This window comes from Pedobacter sp. Bi27 (assembly GCF_918698255.1).
Taxonomy (GTDB): Bacteria; Bacteroidota; Bacteroidia; order Sphingobacteriales; family Sphingobacteriaceae; genus Pedobacter.
The window spans coordinates 760,686-786,936 of sequence record NZ_CAKKMW010000002.1; the positions used below are offsets into that span (position 1 = coordinate 760,686).

General features: G+C 39.0%; 18 protein-coding genes. 8 read left to right on the plus strand and 10 right to left on the minus strand.

Features of this window, described 5'->3' with window-relative positions; all coding sequences use genetic code 11:
* Positions 1-3,084 carry a SusC/RagA family TonB-linked outer membrane protein gene (locus LQ227_RS08670; RefSeq protein ID WP_230142756.1) on the minus strand — a complete coding sequence of 1,028 codons (3,084 nt, stop codon included), beginning with the start codon at positions 3,082-3,084 and terminating at the stop codon, positions 1-3.
* 240 nt (positions 3,085-3,324) lie between these two features.
* On the opposite strand from LQ227_RS08670, the gene LQ227_RS08675 reads away from it, so the two are divergent.
* The gene (locus tag LQ227_RS08675; RefSeq protein ID WP_215124683.1) at positions 3,325-4,071 is read left to right on the plus strand and encodes a DeoR/GlpR family DNA-binding transcription regulator; all 747 of its coding nucleotides are present in this window, start codon (positions 3,325-3,327) and stop codon (positions 4,069-4,071) included.
* Positions 4,072-4,106: 35 nt separating this feature from the next.
* Here LQ227_RS08675 and LQ227_RS08680 read toward each other — a convergent pair whose 3' ends face one another.
* The 3 genes from LQ227_RS08680 to LQ227_RS08690 form a co-directional block, all read right to left on the minus strand.
* The gene (locus LQ227_RS08680; RefSeq protein WP_230149028.1) at positions 4,107-5,414 is read right to left on the minus strand and encodes a RagB/SusD family nutrient uptake outer membrane protein; all 1,308 of its coding nucleotides are present in this window, start codon (positions 5,412-5,414) and stop codon (positions 4,107-4,109) included.
* A gap of 27 nt (positions 5,415-5,441) precedes the next feature.
* The gene (locus LQ227_RS08685; RefSeq protein ID WP_230149030.1) at positions 5,442-8,603 is read right to left on the minus strand and encodes a SusC/RagA family TonB-linked outer membrane protein; all 3,162 of its coding nucleotides are present in this window, start codon (positions 8,601-8,603) and stop codon (positions 5,442-5,444) included.
* 104 nt (positions 8,604-8,707) lie between these two features.
* Positions 8,708-9,904: an anhydro-N-acetylmuramic acid kinase gene (locus LQ227_RS08690; protein ID WP_230149033.1), complete on the minus strand. Its 1,197-nt coding sequence runs from the start codon at positions 9,902-9,904 to the stop codon at positions 8,708-8,710.
* A gap of 153 nt (positions 9,905-10,057) precedes the next feature.
* Here LQ227_RS08690 and nagB point away from each other — a divergent pair, with 153 nt between their 5' ends.
* From nagB to LQ227_RS08710, 4 genes are all read left to right on the plus strand, one after another.
* On the plus strand, positions 10,058-11,983 hold the full coding sequence (nagB, locus tag LQ227_RS08695) for a glucosamine-6-phosphate deaminase (RefSeq protein WP_215124687.1): 1,926 nt from the start codon (positions 10,058-10,060) through the stop codon (positions 11,981-11,983).
* A gap of 230 nt (positions 11,984-12,213) precedes the next feature.
* Positions 12,214-12,741, plus strand: coding sequence for a transposase (locus LQ227_RS08700; RefSeq protein ID WP_371824741.1), 528 nt, complete (start codon positions 12,214-12,216; stop codon positions 12,739-12,741).
* Positions 12,742-12,896: 155 nt separating this feature from the next.
* Positions 12,897-14,057, plus strand: coding sequence for an acyltransferase family protein (locus LQ227_RS08705; protein WP_230142773.1), 1,161 nt, complete (start codon positions 12,897-12,899; stop codon positions 14,055-14,057).
* 37 nt (positions 14,058-14,094) lie between these two features.
* Positions 14,095-15,117, plus strand: a complete 1,023-nt coding sequence (locus tag LQ227_RS08710) for a LacI family DNA-binding transcriptional regulator (protein WP_230142776.1) — start codon at positions 14,095-14,097, stop codon at positions 15,115-15,117.
* A 6-nt stretch (positions 15,118-15,123) separates the two neighbouring features.
* Here the strand turns inward: LQ227_RS08710 and LQ227_RS08715 are convergent, their stop codons facing one another.
* The gene (locus LQ227_RS08715; protein WP_230142779.1) at positions 15,124-16,668 is read right to left on the minus strand and encodes a glycoside hydrolase family 10 protein; all 1,545 of its coding nucleotides are present in this window, start codon (positions 16,666-16,668) and stop codon (positions 15,124-15,126) included.
* A gap of 207 nt (positions 16,669-16,875) precedes the next feature.
* Here LQ227_RS08715 and LQ227_RS08720 point away from each other — a divergent pair, with 207 nt between their 5' ends.
* Positions 16,876-17,778 (plus strand): hypothetical protein, encoded by a 903-nt coding sequence (locus tag LQ227_RS08720; protein ID WP_230149035.1) that lies wholly within the window; start codon positions 16,876-16,878, stop codon positions 17,776-17,778.
* Positions 17,779-17,818: 40 nt separating this feature from the next.
* Here LQ227_RS08720 and LQ227_RS08725 read toward each other — a convergent pair whose 3' ends face one another.
* The 4 genes from LQ227_RS08725 to LQ227_RS08740 all read right to left on the minus strand — a co-directional run bounded on the left by LQ227_RS08725 (position 17,819) and on the right by LQ227_RS08740 (position 23,668).
* On the minus strand, positions 17,819-21,550 hold the full coding sequence (locus tag LQ227_RS08725; protein WP_230149037.1) for a HAMP domain-containing sensor histidine kinase: 3,732 nt from the start codon (positions 21,548-21,550) through the stop codon (positions 17,819-17,821).
* A gap of 90 nt (positions 21,551-21,640) precedes the next feature.
* Positions 21,641-22,522, minus strand: a complete 882-nt coding sequence (gene fabD / locus LQ227_RS08730) for an ACP S-malonyltransferase (RefSeq protein WP_230142786.1) — start codon at positions 22,520-22,522, stop codon at positions 21,641-21,643.
* Positions 22,523-22,609: 87 nt separating this feature from the next.
* Positions 22,610-23,245 carry a GTP cyclohydrolase I FolE gene (gene folE, locus LQ227_RS08735; protein ID WP_230142789.1) on the minus strand — a complete coding sequence of 212 codons (636 nt, stop codon included), beginning with the start codon at positions 23,243-23,245 and terminating at the stop codon, positions 22,610-22,612.
* Between the two features lie 12 nt (positions 23,246-23,257).
* On the minus strand, positions 23,258-23,668 hold the full coding sequence (locus tag LQ227_RS08740; protein WP_230149039.1) for a 6-carboxytetrahydropterin synthase: 411 nt from the start codon (positions 23,666-23,668) through the stop codon (positions 23,258-23,260).
* A gap of 105 nt (positions 23,669-23,773) precedes the next feature.
* Between LQ227_RS08740 and mqnB the strand changes: the two genes are divergently transcribed.
* Both mqnB and LQ227_RS08750 read left to right on the plus strand, forming a co-directional pair.
* Entirely contained in the window at positions 23,774-24,397 is a 624-nt protein-coding gene (gene mqnB / locus LQ227_RS08745) for a futalosine hydrolase (protein WP_230142791.1), read from the plus strand.
* Positions 24,398-24,512: 115 nt separating this feature from the next.
* Positions 24,513-25,361 (plus strand): menaquinone biosynthesis family protein, encoded by an 849-nt coding sequence (locus tag LQ227_RS08750; RefSeq protein WP_230142794.1) that lies wholly within the window; start codon positions 24,513-24,515, stop codon positions 25,359-25,361.
* Positions 25,362-25,501: 140 nt separating this feature from the next.
* Here LQ227_RS08750 and LQ227_RS08755 read toward each other — a convergent pair whose 3' ends face one another.
* Entirely contained in the window at positions 25,502-26,197 is a 696-nt protein-coding gene (locus LQ227_RS08755) for a response regulator transcription factor (protein ID WP_029274212.1), read from the minus strand.
* Positions 26,198-26,251: the final 54 nt, after the last annotated feature.

The window sequence follows — 26,251 nt, forward strand, 5'->3', positions numbered from 1 at the left end:
CTATAATTTAACCCTAAATCCTACATTAAAACCTATCGGTTTGCCAACATTACCATAATCGATACCGAAACCACCAATACCCCCAACACCTGGCGAATTTGCATTACTCTCTGGGTCGCCACCTGAATAATTGGTAATCAATATCGAATCGGTTAAAGTAAAAAAGGCCCCGAAGCTCTGGATAAATCCGATGCGTTTAACCAGCGATGGGGGAAAATCATATGCCAGCGTAACATCCCTTAAACGCAGTGTTTTGATGTTCCGCTCTACGAACATCTCTGGCGATACGTTAAGAGAATAGTAGTTAGAAGCATAGAAAGGTGTTACTGCAATCGTATTAACCGTAGGGTTGGCCGTATTTTGCAATCCATCGGCTAAAACCCCTTTAATTACGCGCGGCAGCTCTCTATCGAGGGTTTTCAAACTAATCCCTTTAATGTAAGATGCGTACTCGGTACCGTTAACTACATCGCCGCCATATCTTAAATCCCATAGGAAAGAGAGATTAAAGCCTTTGTAGCTAAATCTGTTTACAAAACCCAGCGTAAATTTTGGATTCCTGTCGCCAATGGGATAATATTGTGTATCAGAGCTTGTTGGCAAACCAGAAGACGTATTAATCAAGATATCTCCTCTATTATTTCGATCAAACCTGGTTCCGCTAATCGCGCCCGTACTGTAGCCAGGATGAACTGCGCTTCTGATTTCACCAATTACCCAGGTATCAGATTCGTAAAGTTCCGGAAGCTCATTTGCCAGCGATAATACCACACCACGATTGCGGGTAAAGTTAAAAGTAGTGTTCCAGTTAAAATCTTTTCCTTTTATCGGGTTACCTGTTAACTGTACTTCGATGCCACGGTTACGTACCGTACCCCCATTCATCATCTCTAAAACGAAACCTGTACCATAGCTTAAGCGTGGGTTAATGATCTGATCTCTACTTAATAGGTTGTAATAGTTAAAATCAAGTCCGATCCGGTTTTTCAGAAATTGCATTTCAGTACCGATTTCGAAATTTTCAGATACCTCGGGCTTTAAGTCTGGGTTACCACCATAGTACGAATAGGCATAACCACCACCTGTAAATCTTTTAGCTTCGTAGTTTGTACCTGTAGAATATTCTCTCCAGGGCTCTTTACCTGTTAATGCATATGAGGCTCTTAACTTACCGTTATCCAGCCATGGCAAAGCCGTTTTAACGGTGGCCAGATCGGTAAAGTTAAAGGCCAAACTTGCTGATGGATAGGCAAAATATGGATTGTTTGGCATTAACCGCGAAGCGCCATCAACCCTACCCGACAGGGTTAAATACAATAAGGTTTTGTAGCCCATTATGGCCTGTGCAAAAGCACCAACTGTACGGTAGCGGTTTACATAGGTTAATGTACGCTGTGTTGTTGGCAGCGTATTATTGATACTGTAAAAATTTGGATCGTACATATTCGTACCACGCTGAGAATCGGTAGTAGAATTATAATCGTTAAAAGTAGCACCAATAACATAGGTATTGTTAAAATCTCCAAATTTATGCTTGGCACTGGCCGTTAACGATCCATTAAATACCTTGGTCAACTGATCATAGGTCATAACCGTTCCGCCTGTCGGGGCTGCGGCAGAACCCGAACCACGGTAAGATTGAGCATGATATACCGACAATCCTTTGGTATTGGCAATGTCGGCTCCAATAATCCCATTAATCCTTAACCATTTTGTCGGCTTTAGTTCCACATTCGTATTTGCAATTAACCTGTTAACCTTATCGTTATTCACATTTTTAACAACATCCCAAAGCGGATTATCGAATTCCGAATAGATGCTTGCCAGATGCAAAATCCTGTTTCCGTTGATATCTTGGTAATTCTGAACATCGTAGGCAGAACTAAACCGCATCAACTGAAGCAAAGATCCGTTAGCACCTTTATTTGCCTTATCGTTATTAGAATTGATGTAGTTGAAAGTGCTTGTTAGTTTCAGTATCGGTGAGATGGTACCAACAGCAGTTATCCTCGATGAGATCCGCCTATAACTTGTTGTAGGGATTGTTCCTTTAGTATCGGTGTATTCGTTAGACCAGCGATAAGAAAACTGCTCCGTTCCGCCTTCAAATGATAGATTATGCTTTTGCGTAAAACCTGTTTCGAAAAAATTATGGATATTATCGTAAAGTGGTGTACTTGGTAAAAATGCCGGCCCAAAAAAGTTAGAACTTCCACCATCGTAAACTCCATTAGAAAGCCCCGAGTTGTACTTAGTTTGTATCTCTGGAAACTTATTCAGCTGCTCTACCCTAAACGAATTATTGTAATTAATGCTTCCGCGACCAGCCTTACCTTTTTTTGTGGTAATCAAAATTGCGCCACTGGCACCGGCACTTCCATATAACGCTGTGGCCTCAGGCCCTTTCATTATCACATAACTTTCGATATCGTTTGGGTTAATATCCATCCCTCTGTTAGAGTAATCCTGGTCTCTGTTTGCGGCTCCCGAAACTAACTCTCTTGTTTGATTTAATGTACTGTTGTTAATCGGCACACCATCTACAACAATCAGTGCATTATTATCTCCGCTGATCGATACAAATCCCCGTAAAACAATCTGCGCAGAGGCTCCTGGGTTTCCATTGGTACTATTAATCGATAAACCTGGAACACGACCTTGCAAGCCTCCAAAGAAATCGTTTCTCTGGGTTTCGGCAACTTCAGATCCGGAAACTTTTGGCGTTGAATAGCCTAACGATTTAGCATCGCGATCAATCCCATAGGCAGTAACCACAACCTCATTAAGATTGCTGGCATCAGCAGAAAGGGTTACATTAATGATGCTATTTGCACCAACAGCTCTTTCAACACTTTTGTATCCAACATAAGAAAATGTTAATACATCGGTTTTTAATGCCTTTATCGAATAATTTCCGTTACCATTGGATTGTGACACCATGGTACTCCCCTTCACCCGGATAGAAACGCCGGGAATGGGGCCGTCAGCGGAGCTGACCTTACCGGTAATCGTTATCTGTTGCGCGAAAACCTGCGCACACAGCATAATCATACCGATAAAACTAAAGAATAGTTTTTTCTTCATAATTTGTTAGTAAGAAAGTGGTTATTAGAAGTTGTTGTTTGTATTCCGGTTTATCAAACGCGCAAATTACCGCAGCTTTGATGTTAGTTAAGTAAATATGATGAATGTTTTTGAAAATAAAAACAAATAGGAAAGATTTATTATGCTAACAGACAAAACTTTATCGCACAAACACGCATAAAAACGCAAATAATATAATTTTAAAATCTTTTTATACATTCGTAGAAAATCAAATGATTTATGCTGAAAAAAGAACGCCACGACTTCATCATGCGCCAGATTAACCTGCATAACCGGGTATTAACCTCTGATCTGGTTCAACTGCTTAATGTTTCGGAAGATACCATCAGACGGGATTTGCAAGAGCTTGTTGATGAAAACTTGCTTTATAAGGTTCACGGAGGCGCTTTATCGAAATCTTATCACAGTTCTTTTGACGATAGTACGGTTTATGCCAGAGATAGCAAGATTGCGATTGGCAAAAAAGCCGTTCAGTTGATAAAAGATGGCATGGTAGTTTTAACCGGAGGAGGAACAACGATTTTAGAATTTGTGAAACGACTTCCACAGGGCCTATCTGCTACATTTTTCACCATTAGTCCGTTGGTTGCAGTAGAACTTGCTAAATACAATAATATCGAAGTGATTTTAATTGGTGGCTTGTTTTCTAAAAATTCACAGGTTACTTATGGCGGACAGGTAATTACGCAACTTTCAGAAATTAAGGCTGATTTATGCCTGATGGGAACCAGCGCCATCCACCCAGATGAAGGCTTAACGGATACCTACTGGGAGATTAACCAACTTAAAAAGGCCATGCTGGCCTGTGCAAAAAAAACCGCTGTACTTTGTATTTCCGAAAAGCTGGATATTGCTTTAAGATTAAGGGTTTGCCCGATAGAAAGCATTAGTTATTTGATAACGGAGTTAGATTTAGATCATGAATCGCTTTCGCGTTACCGAGAAAAGGAATTGAATATTTTATAAAAAAGTCCCGACAAAAATCGGGACTTTTTCATCTGCTAGAAAATAGGATCTTTAGGGGTATTGGTATTATTATCTCTTTCTGCGAAAGGATAAGGGAAAAAATCACGCTTGCGATCAGCTAAAGGTTGAGCAAATCTTCTCATATCTTCGAGTTTTAAGCCCGACATAAAGAGTTCAATACAACGGTGTTTGTAAATCAGATCTAAAAGCTGTTGTTGTGTATAAGGGCCAGTTAATGCCGGCAACCCTGCTCCCATTCCATAATTAGGATCGAGCGCATTTCCTGTTGCCGGACGTGTTACTACTTTATTTAGTTCAGTTAATGATGATGCCAGATTAGGAGTTGCCTGTCTAGCATATGCCTCTGCCTTAATTAAAGTCATTTCGCCAGGTAGATAAACTGGAATTGATGTTAAGCTTGCCGCGCCAAAGCCATTAATGCGCACTGTAGTGCTAATTGCTGTATAAAATGGAATTCTTGCATCGCCTGCATCTGGAATATTAGCACCGGTTTGTCCTAAGTTTATATTTTTCGGTTGAATTACATTATTGGTAGAGGTGGCGACCTCAAAGATTGGATTGAGGTTTTGTGCATCAAAAGTCAGTGCCGACCTTTTGGTTAAATCAACAGCATTGGCACTACTTAAGGCAAGGGGATAATTACCAACAAACAATGCATAACGAGCCTTTAAGGCATTCAAAGTATTTGGGATATCTATTCCTGTAGGAATGTTGCCCAAAAACGAGGTACTTATTGGGTTTGCTGCAATTAAGGCCAAAGCATTATCAATAGTCGCAATAGCTTTGTTAAAGCCTTCAGCCCTCGTAATAAAAGTTACGTTCTGCCCAGTTCCGTTTGGAACTTTCTCCCAAAACTCTGACAAGTTACCTAACGCTAAGGCTTTAAATATACTGGCATGTGCAATTAGGCCCGAAGCCAACCCTTTATCAGCAAGATTAGCGGCATTCTTAATCACATTATCTGCGTCGAAAATGATTTTATTTGAACTGGTCCAAACATTCAGCAATACCGAATTTGTACCATCTACAAGTACTCCTCCAGTCATCAACCTATCTTCATTGGTATTTCCTGTATTAACAGAAATTAACTCGTTGGTAGTTATACCATTAACAGTAGTTGCGGCATAGAGAAGTCCTGCTCTGGTTGTAGAGAAATTTTTCTGAAGGCCAACCGTAATTCCGGTCAAACCTCTTGTAGAAAGGAGCACATCATCGGCTACAGCACCGTTAGGATTTAAGTATTCCTTTTTACAAGCAGCCAATGAAACTGCTAATGCAAAGAGAAATGTGTAGCGAATATATTTTGATCTTGAATTTTTCATCTTAATATAATTTATTTTTTCAATGAATTAAAACTTAGCTTGTAGACCGAAAGAAAATGTACGCGGAATAGGTACAGCACCAAAGTCGATATTTCTTAAAATTGTCGATTGCCCACCCGCATTCAATTCAGGGTCATAACCTTTATAATTGTCCCATGAAACCAAGTTTCTACCACTAATATTCACGGTAAGATCTTTAACAAACTTTACCTTACCAATATTATAACTTAAAGAGATTTCCCGCAGTTTAACGAAGGAACCATCATCAATGCGCCACTCTTCAACATTGTAAGCTCCGGCAACATAGCCACGTGGCAGCTGGCCTAAATATTCTGCTTCAGCTACCTTGCCATTACCCACTCCTTGACGGGTTCTCCAATCGGCATTCCAAACATCGCCACCCTGTACGGCATCTAACTGAATATGAAGACTTAACTTCTTATAAGTAAAATCGTTTACAAATGACCCTGTATAGTCTGGGTTTGGATCACCAAGAACCTTACGTAGCGGATCTCCCGTAGGCAATCCGTTCGCATCGCGTTGTACAGTATATTCAGTTGGCGATTTTTGAACACCTCTTTCTGTTAATGGAATCCCTTGCGCATTGGTTAATAAACTTCCATCAGCATTTCTAGCAAAGAAAGTTCCATAAAAAACACCAACAGGATAACCGTCTGTTATAGAAACTGGCGCCCCTGCATTTGTATTGATTAAACGCTGCGCACCAGATCCGATAATTTTGTTCCGGTTTCTATTGTAAATTACTGTGGTGGTCCAGGTAAAATCCTGGGTTTTAACTGGCACACCCGTAAGCATAAGTTCAATCCCTTTGTTTTTAAGTGACCCGCCAATATTATCCAAAAGACTAGAATAGCCCGTAGTAGGAGCAATTATCACTCCCAATAATAGATCTTTAACGCTTTTATTGTACCAGCTAAAAGTCAAGCCTAAACGGTTATTAAAAAACGACATATCTGTACCTAATTCCAATTCTTTTTGACGCTCTGGTTTAACATCAGTATTAGCAAGTGTGCTGCTGGATGCTAGCGATGTTTTGCTATTTAACGCACTGGGTAAATAAACATTAAAACGATCATAAGCACCAATCCCCGTTAAATTACCCGATTCGCCATACGCTGCCCGAAGCTTGAACGCATTCCACCAAGATGAAACGCCAAGGCCCTTCCAATAATTAGCTGATGACAACACATAACTTACATTTGCTTTTGGATAAAATTGTGTTCCGTTGCCCTCACCAAAAACAGTTGATTGATCGACCCTGATTGCACCCGTAACAAAAAGATGGTCTTTATATTTAAAATTCTGTTGTAAATACGCCCCGCTTATTGAGAATTCTGACCGGTTATCATTATTTGGCAATATTGTACTGGCACCATTTACGGTTTGAATAAGCGGCGCAAGCCCTCTACCATTTAACAAACTGAACAAATCTTTCTGATATTGGTACGATCCACCCAATTGCGTTGTAGAACCTAACAGATCAGATATTTTTGCATCGTAGGTGAAATTTAATTCATTATTAAACAGTGTCGTTGTTGCATTTGCGGCACTGGCATAACCATTTAAGGATGGGTCTAAACCAGCTCCACCACCATAAAAACCAGTACTCACATTATAAGTAAAGGGCGGAATAAATGTTGTTCCGTTTTGGATTGAATTATCAACCCCCATGGTATAATCTATAGTCAGGTTTTTTACCGGATTAAGCTTTAAGCCTAAATTGGCAATAATTCGGTTGGTAAACTCGCGTTGTTTAATATCTTCGATAACCGATACCGGATTTACACGACCTCTCTCTCCAACTGCTTTTAAATTGCCTAATATATCTCTTGCAAAAATATCGTGAAAATTACCAATAATGGTGACTGAATTCATGGGTGAAAAAAATGAATTTCCATCCGGTTTTTCATTGGCATCGCTATGCACATAATTAAAGCCCGCAGTCATCTTCGCCCAGTTATTAATTTTTTGATCCAGATTTGCCCTAAAGTTCATCCTTTTGAAATCTGTATTTCTGATAATCCCCTGATTGGAAAAATAACCTGCCGAAGTGTAAAACTTGGTATTTTCGTTTCCACCAGAAAGTGAGACTGAATTATCTGTACCCACCCCGGTGTGGAAAATATAATCCTGATAATTGTATCTGGTAACCGGAGTCTGCCTTACATCTAACGCTGCAACAGTAGCTGGAGGAATGATAACGGTCTGAATGATATCTTGCGTTACAGAGTTTGCATTTTCCCCAAATCTGATGGGAGCTTGGTTTACTTCAATCTGTTTACGAAGCTCACTGATTGTTAAGCTGGTGCTAAAACTTACTTGCGGCTCCCCAGTTTTACCCCTCTTAGTAAAAATCTGGATTACCCCTGCATTTGCCCTCGACCCATAAATGGCCGCAGCAGCAGCACCATTTAAAACCTCTATATGATCAATATCAGATGGACTAATGTCAACCATTCTATTCTGCCCGATATTTCCAACTTGAACCCCATTATTAATATTATCGTAATTCCCTGATGTATTGGTTACTCTGGTTGTAGAATTGTTTACAATTACGCCATCAATGATGTAAAGTGGCTCTGATGATGAGTTAACCGAACTCACTCCTCTTAAACGAACAGAAATTCCGCCCGCTGGGTCTCCAGAATTTTGGCTGATCTGTGCGCCGGGTGTTTTACCTTGTAATGACGCCAGTGCATTTCCACTAGGCGCCTTGTTTAAATCATCACCTTTTACCGTGCTCACATAACTACCGAGCTGCTTTCTGGTCGTTCCCTGAGAGGTACCCGTAACAATTACCTCATCGAGCCCCACTGCATCACCACTTAAAGCACTATTTGCCTGAACTGTGGCATTATCCCCAAGTGTTACCGTTTCGATATTCGATTTAAAGCCGATAAAAGAAATCTGGATCTGATATTTACCAGGTGCTAAATCAACCGAAAAGCTATACGTTCCACCCGAACTTGTGCTTGTTACGAGATTTGTATTGATAATTTTCACAACAGCACCGGGAACAGGGCTGTTATTTGCGGCATCGGTAACCTTACCGCTTATGGTATACCGTTTGTTTTGTGCCTGCGCCATTTCTGTAAATAAGAGCAGCAGAAATGGGATCAACAAAATTGCGAAGAATCCTGGTGACCATTTTAGGTAACTTTTTTCCATAAAATTTGGTTTTGTTAGAAGATTAGTGTTAAAACAAATTTAACAAAATACCGCACAAACCAAATTTTTAACCTTTACAAACTGATTTACAAAATTGTGCTTACTTAAGCTGGTAAACTGATTTTGCCCATGCAAACCGAAGGCACGCCTTGCCTATCGCCAAAGTTTATCGGTTTGCCACAGAGTGTTTCGTTGGCCAACACAGCAAACAAAACAGCTTCTTTTGCATCGGGATCAATATTTAAGTCGTCAGTGGTTAGGAATTTGCAAAAAGGTAGCTTGCTTTTAAGAAGTTGTACAAGCAAGGGGTTATGCATTCCTCCACCACTCATAAAAACCTTTGCTTTAGCATCTTCGCCAAAGCAACGCTTAATGGCATTAGTAATGGTTTCTGCAGAAAAATGACATAAGGTAGCCATTATATCGGCTGCACTTAGACCAGTTGTTGAAGACTGTTCTTGTGCACTGATTAAATACTCCAGATTAAACAATTCCGGTCCTGTGGTTTTAGGAAAATCCAGATCAAAAAAGCTGCAATTTAACAACGCAGACAATAGACTGGGATTAGATTCGCCTGCCAAGGCAACAGCTGCATTTTTATCATAAAATTGATTAAAATGTTTCTGCATATACTGGTCCATCAAAGTATTTCCTGGGCCAACATCCGTCGAAAAAATTTCACTGGCATCCGTACTGCCCGGCAAATAGGTGAAATTTGCTATGCCACCTATATTTAACATCACGCGATCTTCACCAGCTTTCGAAAACATCAAATAATCGCCATAAACTGCTAAGGGAGCACCTTCGCCGCCAGCAGCCAAATGTTTTTGCCTAAAGTCAGAAAGTGTGATAATTCCGGTTTTTAGCGCGACATGGTCTCCATCACCAATTTGTAATGTCCCGTTTGGATAATCGGTCATTTGATGCAACGATTTTGGTGCATGAAATATGGTTTGTCCGTGGCTGGCTATAAAATCTATATCCTCATTTTTATAGCCCCATTCTTCCAGGGCTTCATTTATTAGTTGGGCATGGGTATTCGCAATATGCTCATTCATTAAGCACACCAACTGTAAATCGACTTCTTTTTTAGAAAAAACGGCCTTTATTTTGGCTCTAAAATCATCCGTATAATCGCCTGTTTTAAATTTTAAAATCCTGATATCCGTTTCAGCACCGCTTCCCTTTACCAAACAAAGCGCAATATCCAGTCCATCCATTGATGTACCACTCATCAATCCTATAATTAAGCGTTCCGATTTCCCTGCTTTCGAATACAACTTTTCAATCTGTGTGTTCATATTGGCTTTTTATCTTAAAAAGATCAAACGTTTGTCTGCCCCTTTAATCGAATTTTATATAAATACTTGCAATAAAAGTAAATATCCTTTGTTACAAATTGGGCATAACTCTCTATATTTACTGCTCCGTACATTAAAATCCATATAAAAAAAATGGCTAGATTAAATCTACTGGAGGAGACACGTTTCGAGAAATTACCGGTAAGCGTGTTCGAAAATCCAAAAATTGCTTCAATTAATGTTGCACACCGCATTGCCGAGCTCATTAAATCTAAACAAGCAAGCAACACACCTGCAGTACTGGGCTTAGCAACAGGTGTTACCCCAATTGCGGTTTATGCCGAACTGGTTAGACTGCACAAAGAAGAGGGCTTGAGTTTTAAAAACGTAATTACTTTCAACTTGGATGAATATTATCCAATGGCGCCAACTGCGGCACAAAGTTATGTTACGTTTATGAACGAAAACCTTTTCAATCATATTGATATTGATAAGAAGAATGTTCACATCCCTGATGGTACGCTTGCACTGGAAGATATTCCTGCATTTTGCTTAGAATATGAAAAGAAAATAGGTGATCTTGGTGGTCTTGATATCCAGATTTTAGGTATCGGCCGTACAGGTCACATCGGATTTAACGAACCGGGATCTGCACCAAATTCTGGTACCCGTTTAGTTACTTTAGATGACCTTACCCGCCGCGATGCCGCACGCGATTTCGGCGGAAAAACCTTTGTACCAACTAAGGCCATTACCATGGGTATCGGTACAATTTTCAAAGCAAGGGAAATTATATTAATGGCCTGGAGCCGTAAAAAGGCTTCGATTATCAAAAAAGCTGTTGAAGGCGAAATTTCGGGCGATGTTCCGGCAACATACCTACAGCTTTCTGACCATGTGGAGTTTATCCTTGATGCACCTGCAGCTTCAGAACTGACCCGCTTTGACACCCCATGGTTGGTGAAAGACTGTGTTTGGACAGATGCTCTGATCCGTAAAGCGGTGATCTGGCTGGCCAATACCTTGAAAAAACCGATCTTAAAGTTAACCGAAGACGATTACAACAATAATGGTATGGCGCAACTGGCTACTGAAAAAGGACCAGTGTACAATATCAATATCCATATCTTTAATAAATTACAGCACACCATTACAGGTTGGCCAGGAGGTAAACCGAATGCTGATGATTCGCAGCGCCCGGAAAGAGCAGAGCCTGCTAAAAAGAGAATAATTATTTTCTCACCGCACCCTGATGATGATGTGATCTCGATGGGTGGTACTTTTCTCCGCCTGGTTGATCAAGGGCATGACGTACATGTAGCTTACCAAACCTCAGGTAATACTGCAGTTTGGGATGATGATGCGCTTCGTTTTGTTGAGTTCAATGTAGATTTTACAGAGAAAATGGGCATGGACAATACCCATTTGAAGGATCTCTATAACAAAATGAGAACCTTTATTGAGCAGAAACAACCAAACCAGATAGATACGCCAGAGATCCAAACAGTTAAAGGATTGATCAGAAAAGGCGAGGCTATTGCCGGCGCGAGATATTGCGGTCTTGAAGATGACCATATCCATTTTCAGGCGCTTCCTTTTTACGAAAGCGGTAAGGTTCAGAAAAACCCGGTAACGGATGCTGATATCGAACTTACAATAGCGCTATTGCAAAAAGTTAAGCCTCAGCAGGTATATGCGGCAGGCGATTTTGAAGATCCGCATGGAACACATATCGTTTGTTTTAATATTATTTTAGAAGCATTAAAACGTTTACGCAAAACAGAAGCTTGGGCACAAGATTGCTGGTTGTGGATGTACCGCGGTGCATGGCACGAATTTGAAACATATGAAATCGAAATGGCTGTTCCAATTTCTCCACAGGAGCTTGAGCGTAAAAAATATGCGATTTTCAAACACCAGAGCCAAAAAGACAGAGCGGTTTTCCCTGGTGATGATGCCAGAGAGTTTTGGCAGCGCGCCGAAGACCGTAACCGTGACACGGCAAAAGCTTACGACGAGCTTGGTCTTGCAGAATATGAAGCAATGGAGGCTTTTGTACGCTGGAAATTTGTGGATTAATTTTTTTCACCTGCGAAGTCTCAATGGGCAAGAGCCTTGCAAGACTTCGCAGGTCTTTAGCAAAAGACATAAACCTCCAGTTTCTCTCCAATACACTTTTCATAGCTAAACTTTTAACGCGCTTTACTCGATTCTCAAAAAAAATATTTAACTTCTTCCTCAATTAGTCCATCCCTAATTAATTATTCAATCAAGTAGAATATGAAAAAGAGGAAGGCTGCTGCTACCACATTTACAATAGGGGAAACAATAAGGGTAAAATCTTTTTTGAAGATGGAAATTATATTTTCTTTTTAAGGCAATTTAAAAATTATGTCTTGCCATCAGTTGATGTATTTGCTTATTGTTTAATGCCAAACCATTTTCATTTTTTTATCAGGGTAAATGATGGGTTGAATTATGAAAAGGGAATTAAAAACATGCTTATTTCTTATACCAAGGCAATAAACCAAAGCTATAACAGAGTTGGAAGTTTATGGCAAGGACGGTATAAATCGAAGAAGGTCGATTCTGAGGCTTACTATACTCGGATCATCATTTACATACACCAAAATCCATTAACTTCAGGATTGGCAAAAAAAATGGAAGGTTATAAATATTCTTCTTTCAGTTCATATTTATCAGACGAACCAAGTTCAATCTGTAAGTCCGAAGTCTTAGAATGGTTTGGTGATTTAGCAGGTTTAGCAGGCTTTATAACTGGTCATAAGATTAACGAGAAGTGGGTTTTCGCTTTGGCCCAACTTCCGGAGTCTTGATGGCCGAGCGCTGCAAGACTTCGGAAGTTTTTCTAGACATCTCCATAGACTTACGAAGTTTCCCAAGCGCACCATGCCTTACTAAACTTCATAAGTAATTTCTCATTCTAAAAACAATACTCTAAATTAGTTTGCTGAACCCAAACAAGCTAATCATGACCGAACCTAAACCACGATTGTTATCTCTTGATTTTTTCAGGGGATTAACCGTAGCCGCAATGATCTTAGTGAACAATCCGGGCAGCTGGGGGCATATTTACGCGCCTTTGGAGCATGCGGAATGGAATGGATGTACCCCCACCGATTTAATTTTCCCATTCTTCTTATGGATTGTTGGTGTATCCATTGCATTTGCCATGAGCAGCAGCAAAACAGATCCGCCTTCACATCAAAAAACGATCATAAAAGCCATTAAACGTGGTATTATACTTTATTTACTCGGTTTCTTTTTGGCCATTTTCGGAAAAATTATCAGTGCCATAATAGATGAGAGATCGATTTGGGAAGCTTTTCAAACGGTTCGTCTTTTAGGCGTTTTACAAAGAATAGGCATTGTTTTTATCATTAGTAGTATCATTTTCATCAAAGTATCGAACAAAACCATATTCAAAATCTTAATCGTAATCCTTGCCCTTTATTGGGCCTTAATGACATTTATTCCTGTACCGGGAGTAGGCTATCCCAACCTGGAAAAAGAAACGAATTTAGCTGCCTGGATCGACCGCGGGATTTTAACCGAAGCACATACCTGGGCCTCATCCAAAACCTGGGATCCAGAAGGGGTTCTGAGCACATTACCAGCAGTAGGGACCTGCTTATTTGGTATTCTGGTTGGCGTTTGGATGCGCAGAAAAGATGTAGACAATGCAACTAAGGTAGCCTGGTTATTTACTACAGGTATAACCGCTGTTATTTTAGGTTTACTTTGGGATTTACAGTTCCCGATCAATAAAGCCCTTTGGACAAGTTCTTATGTACTCTATGCAGGTGGATTGGCGTCAATAGGATTGGCACTTTGTTACTGGATCATCGATGTTCAGGGCTACAAAAAATTTACCACTCCTTTTGTTGTTTATGGTGTAAATGCGATAACAGTCTTTTTCTTGGCAGGCTTAATGCCGCGGGTATTAAACCTAATCCAGATTACCAAATCTGATGGGACAAAAACAGGATTATTGGTGCACTTTTATGAAACTTGTTACACGCCGTTTTTTAGCCCCATAAATGCTTCCTTAGTTTGGGCCATAACCTATGTGCTCGGTTTTTATGTGTTATTATATTTTATGTATAAAAAGAACATTATTATTAAGGTTTAGTAAATTTACGCTATAATTGATCGCCCCCCATCTGCAATTGAAAAAGAAAACCACCATATACGATATAGCCAAGGAGCTTGATATTACTGTATCAACAGTTTCGAGGGCGCTTAGTGGCTTTCCGGCAATAAGTGATGCCACCAGAAAGGCTGTTGTTGAAATGGCTAAAAAATTAAACTATAGCCCAAATAAACTCGCCTCTGCATTAAAATCCGGCAAAACCCATATTATTGGTGTAATTGTACCAAGTGTACAGGCACATTTCTTCGCATCTATTATCCATTGCATAGAAGACGGGCTGAAAGACAGCGGCTACCGTGTTATTATCTACCAATCAAACGAATCTGTAGAGAATGAAATAAACGGCGTAAGAACCTTACTAGAGGCGCAGGTAGACGGCATTATGGCCTCCTTGTCTTTAGAAACAAAAGATGTTTCGCACTTTGCCGAAATTATTAAGCAAAATAAACCACTTATTTTATTTGACCGGGTAAATCTAGAACTAAAAGTTCCTACCATTACACTTGATGATTTTAAGGCAGGTTATATCGCTACGAAACATTTGATCGATCAGGGCTATAAAAAAATTGCATTTGTAACCACCGTTCATCAGATTAAAATATTTAACGATCGCTTAGAAGGCTACAAAGCAGCCTTAGCAGACCATAACCTTCCGCTAGTTGAAGAACATATTATTTTTGGCGGCTTATCCATTAAAGATGGTCGGTTTGGCGCTGGCAAGTTAATGCGCAGCAGAAACAAACCTGATGCTATTATTGCAGGTGATGATTTTACCGCCTTAGGCGTAATTAAAAAGCTTAAAGAGATTGATGAAACACCCCCTGAAGTTGGTGTAATTGGTTTCGCCAATGAAGCATTCTCCGCTTACATTACACCTAACCTATCAACAATTGATCAGCATGCGCCACAAATGGGCAAAGAATGCGCTAAAATGTTTCTGAAAATGATTAATCAGGAGAACCCATACGCCAATATGGAGCATATCGTGCTCGATCCAGCTGTTGTAGAAAGAGAATCAACCAATAAGAAAGATAAATAGCGCTTATTATTCTTTCGCTAAAGGAACTTCGACACCAACAGGCCCACTCGGTTCACTTTCATTTTTTAATCGGTCTAGCGCAGTTACAAGGTAGCTATACCGCTTTCCACTTTCTACATTGGTATCAATATATGACAGATAATCTTCAAAGCTTATTTTAACGATGTACTTAGGATCGAGTACCGAAATTTTTTCTCCTTCACTAAAGCGGTAAATTACAAATCCAGAGGCCGTTTCTCCATCTTTTGCCTTTAACGGAAGTTGCCATTTTAAATGTACGCCATCTTTTAGTGCATCAGCCGTTAATGCTTGAGGCTCGTTTGGCGGCACTTCATCCAGCCATGGCATTTGCGGTGGCAAAGCAGGGTACTTATAAAAATCATTTTTTAAAGAGTCGCCTACGGCTTTAGCAACTGTACTTAATGATTTAGAACTAAAAAACACGCTCCCTTGAATTCGGTTGTTATTTCTTATGTATCTAATTTGATTGGGTATTTCACTTAAGTTTTTCCATGCTGCTTCTGCCCTCGAATTTACCAGATAAGCACCCTGTCCGACATAAACATGCCTACCAAAGGTATTATTGCTCCACCAGTCGACTAAAATACCATAGGGAGCTACTCTTCTGGTAAACGTAAAATAAATTTGAGGGTTGATGTAATCTACCCAGCCTTCTCTAACCCATTTACGGCTATCGGCAAAAAGTTCTGCATAATTGGATAGGCCACTGGTAGCAGAACCTTCGGGATCTTCATTTTTATTTTTCCAGATACCAAAAGGACTAATGCCAAACTTTACCCATTTTTTATAGTGATGAATACTATCGTCCAGCTGCTTGATGAGCAGATCGACGTTGTTGCGCCTCCAGTCTTTTATATCTGAAAAATTATTGGGGTATTTGTAAAAAGTATTGCCATCGTTAATCGTTTGCCCCTCTACTTTATAAGGGTAAAAATAATCGTCGAAGTGAATTCCATCAATATCATATCCTTTTACTACATCTAAAATTACCTGAACAATATATTCCCTTACATCCGGAATACCCGGATCGAACTGCTTTTTGCCACCATAGGTAAAAAACCAATCAGGGTGTTTACGATAAGCATGGTTTTCGCTTAAAACAGCTGTACTGCTCATACTTGCCCTATAAGGATTAAACCAGGCATGAAGTTCCATCCCCCTGAAATGAGCTTCTTTAATGGCAAAGGCCAAAGGGTCGTAACCAGGTGCAGGTGCTAAACCTTGTTTACCCATTAACCATTGGCTCCAGGGCTCTCTGGATTTTGCGTAAAACGCATCGGCTGCTGGTCTAACCTGCAAAATAATTGCATTCATCCCTTGACTTTTATGTCTTTCTAAAATACCGATCAGCTCCTGCTTTTGTTGGTCAATGCTTAAACCTGGCTTCGATGGCCAGTCTATATTGGTAACAGTAGCCACCCAAACACCTCTAAACTCCCTTTTTGGTGCAATTTTTGATAAAGGTTGTGCATTTAATATATAAGGTACTACAATTAAAGATAAAAGTGCGTATAGGAAGTTTTTAAGCATTATTTCTGTCTTATTTTTTTATTCAGGCTGTGTGTTTGTGTTGATTTGAATACAAATGAACATTAGCAAGTAAACGATTTTTTTTAAAAACTCTTATAAGTTTTTAAAAAAAATTAATTTGCGCCCTACTAAAATTAATTGTGTAACCCCATTTACCTATGGAGAACAAAAGTATATTAATTTACAGAAGATACAGCGTTATTAAAAATGGAACCACAAAAGATTAATAAGGGTGATAGAAACAAAATTTACTTCCTGGTCATCGTTATTGCAGCTTTAATTGGCACAAATGCTTACTTGTTTTTTAAAGATCGACAGCAAAGTGAAAGATTTGTTACAGTTAGTACAGAGAAGGATAAACTGCGGCTCGAGGTAGAAAAAATTGAGGTAGAGCTGGATAAGGTCAATGCATTGAACTTGGATTTAAACGAGAAACTTGTTGAAGAGCAGAAACTTGCCCGGGTAAAAATCGAAGAACTTAAAGCAGCTTTAGAAAAAAACCAGATTACCCAGGGCGAACTCGACAAGGCCAATGCACAGATAAACGAACTGAAAACATTTGTAAAAAACTACAATGATCAGATTATTCAGTTGCAGAAAGACAATATCTTCCTAAAAAACAGTCGCGATAGTTTACAGAATACCCTAAGAAACATCAGCAGTAAGGCATCGAACTTAGAGAACGAAAACGCTAATCTAAATGCGAAAGTTAAAACTGCTGCGGTATTAAAGCTTCAATCTGCCGAAATTATTGCTTTCAGAACGAAATCAAGTGGTAAAAAAGTTGAAGTAACCAAATCGTCTACTGCCGAGAAGTTAAGTGTGCGCTTTAATGTTGTGCCTAACCAATTAGCAGAAAAAGGACATCATAACATTTATCTCCGGGTATTCGATCCAGCTGGAAACCTGCTTGCAGACGAGGAAAACCATTTTGAGGCTGATGGACAGGATATGCAGTTCAGCCATTCTATTTTTATTAACTACAATAACGATGACAGTACCTATGTTATCGACTGGGCAAACCCTAAACCATTTATAAAGGGCATATATACCGTAATTTTATATGCTGATGGTAATACCATGGGCAAGGCTCAAGTGGAGCTGAGATAAATCCCACCACTGATTAACCAATATCTACCTGTTTTTTAATTTAAGCTAAAGGAAAGTTCAGATAGAACGTTGTTCCTAAACCGCTTATTGAGGTAAACTTAATTGAACCTCCCGCATTTTCTACAGCCTGCTTAACAAAGGCTAAGCCTAAACCTGTACCTGATGTTTTTGTAGTGAAGTTCGGTACAAATATTTTATCGTGCAGGGCTGGTGGGATGCCTTTCCCATTATCTTTTATTTCGATATATGCATTTTTTGCATCTACATATATAATGATGGTAATGCAGCATAAAGTTTCCTCATCAATAGCTTCTATTGCGTTTTTAAGCAGGTTGTTAAACGTTCTCAAAAGCTGATCGTGATCGGCCATGATTTCGATGTCCTTCTCACTTTTATCAAGCACATCAATGGTTACATTTTCCGTGCTTTTAAATACTTCTCTCGCCTGTTCAATAATCGGAAGTAAAGAAAGGCGCTCCAGATTGGTGTCGGGCATTTTGGCAAAATTAGAAAACTCAGAAGCAATTTTCGAAAGGCTATCAATCTGTTCTATAAACGATTTGCTAAATTTATTAAACTTGAGTTCGAAGTTTGGATCTTTTTCTTTCCACGATTTTTCTAACAGCTGAACACCTAATTTTAAAGGCGTTAACGGATTCTTGATTTCGTGGGCAACCTGTTTCGCCATTTCGCGCCAGGCACTCTCCCGTTCTGATCTGGCGAGCTTAATCGCACTATCTTCCAAAGCCGCAATCATGTGGTTATACTCCTTAATTAAAGATCCGATCTCATCATGCCTACGCCATACGATGGGCTCGTTCTTTTGCCCGATTTTCGTTTTACTAATACTATCCTGAATAAAAGTTAGGGGACTGGTAATCTGATTGGCCAAAAATACAGCCAATACGCCAATAGCCACAAATACAAGGGCGTAAAGATTAATCAGGTTACTTACAAATAACGCCAGTTTATCTGTATATTCTTCTTCGGTAGAATAATTTGGCAGGCCGATATAGGCAATTGTTTTATTTTGTGCATTCCTGATGGGGGCATATGCCGCAGCGTAGGTTAAGTTGCCTATCTTTTCTTCAGTATTGATAAATTCTGATCGATGTAAGCCTCCTAAAGAAGCAAAGGCTGATGGGCCCATCTTTTTACCAATAATTTTATAATTATAGAGTTTTGGATAAGTGGTCATGATCAGGTTACCACCTAGATCGTATAGGTTCAGATCCGCATTATTGATATCTGCAAAATTGTTAAAATCTGCTGCTGCATTCTCGTCGTTTGCAATAATACCATTACTAAAAATCTGCTTTTCAAAATTCTGTTGAACCTTCCTAATCTTATCTTTTAATATAGTATCCTGCTGCCCACGGTACTCATTGTTCATGTAATAGTAAGTTCCCCAGCCTACAATAACCAACGTTGCCACAACTGCCAACACTATAGATACCTGGATTCTGGTTTTGTACAAAATTTTATTGGCATTGATCATTAAAGATCTATTGATACTAAACCAGCCCACCTTATCATCATCGAGATTTTTGATTAGCCATATTAAACCATAAAGTAACAAAGAGAAGATGATAAATATCAGGAAGAAAAACGATAGCGCAGCTAAACGTTCTACATAATCTACCTTCTCTTTACTGATTACAACCATTTTGCTATCAGTAGGCTTATAGATTAAATGGCTGTAACGAAGTTCATCATCATTACTGGTTATAAAATCATCCTTTTTACCTTTAAATATGCTTCCATCTAAAGGGTAGGTATAATTTCCAGATTGATTAAGCAATTTATTATTGCTGTACAAGGCAATAGAATAACCCTTAAAATCTTCGTCTTTGATCATTTTTTGATCCCCTAAGAGATCGGGTAGCCGATTGTTATAATTATACGGCTTCGAGCGGAGTTCGATAACGAGTGTACCTAATAAACTGCCATTATCTACAACGGAGATGATACCAAAGTAATCCTGATAACCAAATGTATTGTTAACCTGATAAAAAAAGTTAGACCCATCAATTTTAACAGAGCCAGCCTCAACCAGGTTTTTATATTTATCAATCGGCGGTGTATCAGCATTTTCTATCGCAGCACCCAATCTATCATATGGATAGATCTGATAATCGTAGCGGTTTAAATAGCCATCTAAATAATCTTTGATATGATTTTTGAGCACCGAGTAACTGCCTTTTCGGTTTTGAGTAAAATAGCTTGTCAGAAAATTATCTTTAACAATTTCATTCCCCAAAGTACCTAAAGCAATAATGGCATTCGGATCTTCTGACGATTGCACCTTTCTGGCCAGAGGCTCCCGCAAACTTCTTTCCTTAATATCTTTATACTTGGTGTATTTAATAGACGTATTAAAGGCCAGGCAGAAAAATACGATGGCAAACATGCCGATTGAGAAGTTTTTTTCTTTTAAATAAACAGCCCGTGCCACGATAAATAATACAAGAGCAAAAACGATAAAAAATGCATTAAAATCTACCACTAGCTTGTAGATAAAAACACCTGCAAAGCCAATTAAGAAAATAATAACCCGCTCTTTATTGGTAACATTTAATTGACTGCTTACCGTTGCAGAAACAGCCGTTATCAGGTAAATCTGAAACCAGGCCAGACATAAAATCACAATACCTACCCAACTGGTACCGCTAAGCTTAAGGATATTAACGATATCGAAATTAATTTTTGAGTTAAAAATCAACCCGAAGAAAATATCATCGGTATCCCAAACTATCCGCCCTATCAACACCATCAAGCCAGCCTGAATAACAATTCCAATTATTTTGCTCCGCTTAATCCATCCCGGAAACTTATATTGTTCCTTATGGTTGTACATAAACAGGAGTAGCCAGGTTAGTGCAATTACATTCAACAGAAAATCGCCCAGCGAAGGCATCAGAAAATTATCGGCATATATCCTTGGATCAAATAGATCTAAAGTAAACCTGTGGTTAAACCAACCATAATATAAATCTGTTAACCGAAATGCCAGGAAGAAAAACAACAATAAAAAGGTACCCCAGGCAATATGTCCACGCCGGGCAATAAACGAACTTAAAGAGTTAAAAAACATGCAGATGCACAACATACCGGCAACAAACAACCATAATTGCGTACCCGAATAATGGGTTTCTGCATACCCCGGCTTAACCTTAAGTCCGAATAAAAACTTATTATCCAGGCTTTTTATTACATATACATCCTTATCGGTAAAAGATGCAAATGTTAATATCTTGGTATTTGATAAAATTGGATCGATATCATTTTTAAAATACTTTGTTTCTTTAAAAGGATATTGAGATTGGATGGTGATCAAGAAAATAAGACTAAAATCGCCCTGGGTACTTTTAATCACCTCATACCAGCCGTTATAAAAAAACAATACCGAACTACCCTCTTTTATTGTAGTTGGATCTATTTCTGATATTTTATAGGTACTCCAGAATTTAAGCTGATTGTTTTGGTAGGTTAATAAATTTATACCGTTGTTTTTGCGATAGACAGTGATAAAATCTATTGCACTATTAGGATCGAGATGAAATTGTTTGGCCTTGGCAACCTGTTTTTTATCAGCCAGAAAACTTTGAACAGATCTTTCTTTGATTAAAAGGTTGTGCTGAATCTCTTGTGCATCGTGCTCCAGAAGCTCATTTTTGGTTGTAAACCTGCTTAACGAAATAGAAGTTGCAATGAGGCAACAGCCCAAAACAAGCAATAGAAATCTTATTTTTACACCAAAGCTCATTTTCATCTACGGATAAAGATATTAAATATTGATAAAAAACAACGCCATAAACAGCTGAGTTTATGGCGTTGGCACTAATATTCTATTCTGAATAAATTAAGCTATGGCAGCACTACTTGTTTGTACTTCGCGGCTTACCTTTTTAACCAATCCCTGTAACACATTACCTGGGCCAACTTCTACAAATTCAGTTGCACCATCAGCTAACATGTTCTCTACTGTTTGTGTCCAACGTACAGCACCCGTTAATTGTTTAATTAAATTGCCTTTAATTTCAGTTGGGTCAGTATATGGCTTTGCATCAACATTTTGGTAAACCGGACAAATTGGTGCAGAAATATGAGTGGCCTCTATAGCTGCCTGTAATTCAATTTTTGCAGGTTCCATTAAAGGAGAATGGAATGCACCGCCAACATTTAGTTTTAAAGCTCTTTTAGCGCCTGCCTCTGTAAGTTTAGCACAAGCCAGATCAATCCCTTCTATACTGCCCGAAATTACCAATTGCCCAGGGCAGTTATAATTTGCAGGAACTACCACAGCATCAATTTCTGCGCAGATTTTTTCAACTACATCATCAGCTAAACCTAAAATAGCGGCCATGGTTGATGGTTGTGCTTCACAAGCTTTTTGCATGGCATTTGCACGCGCAATAACCAGTTTTAATCCATCTTCAAAGCTTAATGCGTTTGCGGCCACTAATGCCGAAAATTCGCCTAAGGAATGGCCTGCAACCATGTCTGGTTTAAAATCATCGCCCAAGACTTTGGCTAAAATAACCGAATGCAAAAAGATTGCAGGTTGGGTTACGTTGGTTTGTTTAAGCTCTTCATCTGTTCCGCTAAACATAATATCGCTAATGCGGAAACCGATAATTTCATTGGCCTGTTCAAATAATGCTGCAGCTTTTGGGTGCTCATAAAGATCTTTACCCATACCTACAAACTGTGCTCCCTGTCCGGGAAAAATATATGCTCTCATTATAATTAGTTTGGCGTATCGCGTTTATCGGCTAGCGTTTTTATCTATTGCCCTATCTTGATACCTATTACTTTCTACCTGATACTATTAATCTAAACTTGCCGTAATTAACCTTAAAAACTCAGCTCTTGTTTTATCGTTACTTAAAAAAGTTCCTGTAAAGGCTGATGTTGTGGTTACCGAATTTTGCTTTTGCACGCCACGCATAGACATGCATAAGTGCCTGCATTCTATCACAACTGCAACACCCATTGGGTTAAGGGTATTTTGAATACAATCTCTGATTTCGTTCGTTAAACGTTCCTGTACCTGTAAACGACGGGCAAAAGCATCAACTACACGTGGGATTTTACTTAAACCTACAATGTGTCCGTTAGGAATATAAGCAATGTGTGCTTTACCGAAGAATGGTAGCATATGGTGTTCGCACATCGAATACACTTCAATATCCTTAACTACAACCATTTGGCTATAATCTTCTTCAAACATTGCGCCCTTCAGTATCTCATCGGGTTTTAAATCGTACCCATGTGTTAAATATTGCAGCGCCTTGGCCACGCGCTCCGGTGTTTTTAGTAAACCTTCGCGTTCTGGATTTTCACCCAACTGGCCAAGAATATCTTTATAATGTGTAGCTACAGCTTCAATTTTATCTTCGTTGTAACGGTCTATTTTTACATAGCCGTCTCTCGATTCGCCTTTCAATACGTCTTTATCGCTCATTAATTTAGGTTTTTAACCAAAGTATTCAACAAAATTATTTTCGGTCTCGTATATTTTTACGCAATGTAAAACTGCACCACTATCTGCAATCGGCGCCCATAATTGTTTCCAGATTTCTATGGCGAGATTTTCTGTTGAGGCCAACTTGCCTTTCATAAAATCTACATCAAGATTCAAATTTTTATGGTCAACCTTATCTACCACATAGTCATTCATTACGTCTTTCAGCCATTTCAAATCAACAAGAAAACCGGTTTCTGGATTAACTTCGCCTTTAACTGTAACATATAACCAATAGTTATGGCCATGCCAATTGGGGTTGGCACATTTACCATAAACTTCATTGTTTTTATCATCATCCCAATCGGTACGGGCCAATTTGTGCGCCGCATTGAAGGATGCTTTTCTCGTTATGTAAATCATTACTATAAAATAAAATGCAAATATACGGATAAAGGTTTAAGCTTAAAGACTAAAGACCAAAGCTTACATAAAACTTAAATGAAAACAATCTGCTAACTTTACGTTATGAAAACTTTAGTTGTTGCTGCTACAAAAGCCGAACTCACCTTCTTTTATCAACATTTTAATTTGCCGGAGGGAGATTTTGTAGAGAGTAAAAATTTCGATCTGCTGATCACTGGCGTTGGAATGGTAGCAACAGCCTTTGCCCTGGGCAAACATCTTTCATCTAAATATAGTCTTGTGGTAAATTTCGGCATTGCTGGAAGCTTCGATCGGGATATAGCTTTAGGCACCGTATTAAATATTACCGAAGATACTTTTGCCGAACTGGGCGCCGAAAACGGAGACGAATTTTTAACCATAAGCGATTTAGGTTTTGGAGAGAACCATTACACCTCCAAAACACACAAAAGCGTTAACCTACCCGTAGCAAAAGGGATAACCATGAACTGTGTAACGGGGAGCGAAAAAAGCATTAAAAACCTGATTAAGAGGTTAAACCCAACTACCGAAAGTATGGAAGGTGCCGCGGTTTTCTATGCCAGTAAACAGTTAAATATAGATTGCTTACAGATTAGAAGTATATCTAATTATGTAGAACCAAGAAATAAAGACAATTGGAAAATTGGCTTAGCTATTAAAAATTTAAACGATTGGGCCATTGCTTTTGTTGGAGAAATGAACTGATTATGACTGATTAGTTTACCACAGTACTTAATTTTGATTTATGAACCCGACACCATTAAAATAGTTATTTTAATTGTCAAAGGCTCCATCTAACAACTGAAAAAAAAATAAATAGATGAAACTTACACTAGGATTTTCTCCCTGCCCTAACGATACGTTTATTTTCGACGCACTAATTCACCATAAAATTGATACAGAAGGATTAGAATTTGAGGTTTCTTATGATGATGTAGAAACGTTAAATCAAAAGGCACTTAGGGGCGAATTAGATATTACCAAGTTAAGTTTCCATGCTTTTGCCTATGTTGCCAACCAGTATGCTTTACTCGACGCTGGGAGTGCCCTGGGTTTTGGTGTTGGACCGTTATTAATCAGTAAGAATCATTTCGATGGAGAAAATGACACTGATCTCCAAACGCCAGACTCCAAACTAAGGGTTGGAATACCAGGAAAATACACTACGGCTAATTTTTTGCTGGGAATTGCTTATCCTCATTTACAAAACAAACAGGAGCTTGTTTTTTCTGAAATTGAATCGGCTTTACTTAACGGGCAGATTGATTTAGGATTGATTATTCACGAAAACAGGTTTACCTATCAGGATAAAGGTTTAACCAAAATTGTTGATTTAGGCGATTACTGGGAAAAACTAACAGGTTGTGCCATTCCATTGGGCGGCATCGTAATCAACCGTAATTTAGATCGCGAGGTACAGTTAAAAGTGAACCGTTTAATCCGCCAGTCGGTAGAGTTTGCCTTCGCACATCCAAAATCGGGGATCGATTTTATCCGCCAGCATGCCCAGGCCATGGAAGAAAGCGTGATGTACAAACACATCGAATTATATGTGAATAAATACAGCATAAACCTTGGTGAAGAAGGCCGAAAAGCAGTTGATACTTTATTTAAACTTGCCCAGGAAAGAAATATTATTCCTGCTATTCAGGAGAATTTATATATCTAATTCATCGATCCGTCATCTCGGCCGTAGTGGAGAGATCTATAAAAGATTTCTCATTTCGCTGCACTCCAGTCGAAATGACGATAAATCGGCATCATGATAGATCCTGAAACAAGTTCAGGAGGACGATTGGTTTAATTAATCTAACTCACCAATAGTTTATAGCCTTTTCCGTGCACGTTAATAATTTCTACTGTCGGGTCTGCCCTGAGATACTTACGCAACTTGCTCAAAAACACATCCATACTCCGTCCGTTAAAGTAATTATCATCATGCCAGATACTTAACAATGCCTCTTCGCGCGTTAAAACGGTATTCTTTTTCAAGCACAATAAACGCAACAGTTCGGCCTCCTTGGTAGAAAGTTTTTGCTGGTGATCGTTATCGGTAATAATCTGGGTTGTATAATCGAAATGATATTGACCGATAGAAAACTGTGTTTCGGCAGCCTCATCGTTGTTATCTGTTTTATTGGCCACGCGCTTAAACATCGCATTAATGCGTAGTAAAAGCTCTTCTATACGGAAAGGTTTGGTAATATAATCATCACCACCTAAATCGTAAGCAGCAGATTTATCTTCCAGCATGGTTTTAGCCGTTGCAAAAATAATGGGTACCTGTGTGTTTACCTTCCTAATGTCTTTACCCAAGGTAAAGCCATCTTTTTTAGGCATCATCACATCCAGAATACATAAATCGAAGTTCTGCTTATTAAACGTTCTCAATCCATCCTCGCCATCGGTGCATAATACTACATCAAACTTGCCTTTAAGCTGCAAATAGTCTTGTAACAATAAACCTAAATTTGGGTCGTCTTCTACCAGAAGTATTTTTTTCATTTTCTTGTTTTTATTCACCTATGTAGCACTGGCCACACTGAAAGTTTGATTCTG

What these genes read in the sequence shown, in the direction of transcription:
- LQ227_RS08720 (WP_230149035.1), top strand. Translation starts at nt 16,876, where the DNA reads ATGGAACCACAAAAGATTAATAAGGGTGATAGAAACAAAATTTACTTC.
- LQ227_RS08755 (WP_029274212.1), bottom strand. Translation starts at nt 26,197, where the DNA reads ATGAAAAAAATACTTCTGGTAGAAGACGACCCAAATTTAGGTTTATTG.
- LQ227_RS08670 (WP_230142756.1), bottom strand. Translation starts at nt 3,084, where the DNA reads ATGAAGAAAAAACTATTCTTTAGTTTTATCGGTATGATTATGCTGTGT.
- fabD (WP_230142786.1), bottom strand. Translation starts at nt 22,522, where the DNA reads ATGAGAGCATATATTTTTCCCGGACAGGGAGCACAGTTTGTAGGTATG.
- mqnB (WP_230142791.1), top strand. Translation starts at nt 23,774, where the DNA reads ATGAAAACTTTAGTTGTTGCTGCTACAAAAGCCGAACTCACCTTCTTT.
- LQ227_RS08680 (WP_230149028.1), bottom strand. Translation starts at nt 5,414, where the DNA reads ATGAAAAATTCAAGATCAAAATATATTCGCTACACATTTCTCTTTGCA.
- LQ227_RS08715 (WP_230142779.1), bottom strand. Translation starts at nt 16,668, where the DNA reads ATGCTTAAAAACTTCCTATACGCACTTTTATCTTTAATTGTAGTACCT.
- folE (WP_230142789.1), bottom strand. Translation starts at nt 23,245, where the DNA reads ATGAGCGATAAAGACGTATTGAAAGGCGAATCGAGAGACGGCTATGTA.
- LQ227_RS08690 (WP_230149033.1), bottom strand. Translation starts at nt 9,904, where the DNA reads ATGAACACACAGATTGAAAAGTTGTATTCGAAAGCAGGGAAATCGGAA.
- LQ227_RS08675 (WP_215124683.1), top strand. Translation starts at nt 3,325, where the DNA reads ATGCTGAAAAAAGAACGCCACGACTTCATCATGCGCCAGATTAACCTG.
- LQ227_RS08705 (WP_230142773.1), top strand. Translation starts at nt 12,897, where the DNA reads ATGACCGAACCTAAACCACGATTGTTATCTCTTGATTTTTTCAGGGGA.
- nagB (WP_215124687.1), top strand. Translation starts at nt 10,058, where the DNA reads ATGGCTAGATTAAATCTACTGGAGGAGACACGTTTCGAGAAATTACCG.
- LQ227_RS08740 (WP_230149039.1), bottom strand. Translation starts at nt 23,668, where the DNA reads ATGATTTACATAACGAGAAAAGCATCCTTCAATGCGGCGCACAAATTG.
- LQ227_RS08750 (WP_230142794.1), top strand. Translation starts at nt 24,513, where the DNA reads ATGAAACTTACACTAGGATTTTCTCCCTGCCCTAACGATACGTTTATT.
- LQ227_RS08725 (WP_230149037.1), bottom strand. Translation starts at nt 21,550, where the DNA reads ATGAAAATGAGCTTTGGTGTAAAAATAAGATTTCTATTGCTTGTTTTG.
- LQ227_RS08685 (WP_230149030.1), bottom strand. Translation starts at nt 8,603, where the DNA reads ATGGAAAAAAGTTACCTAAAATGGTCACCAGGATTCTTCGCAATTTTG.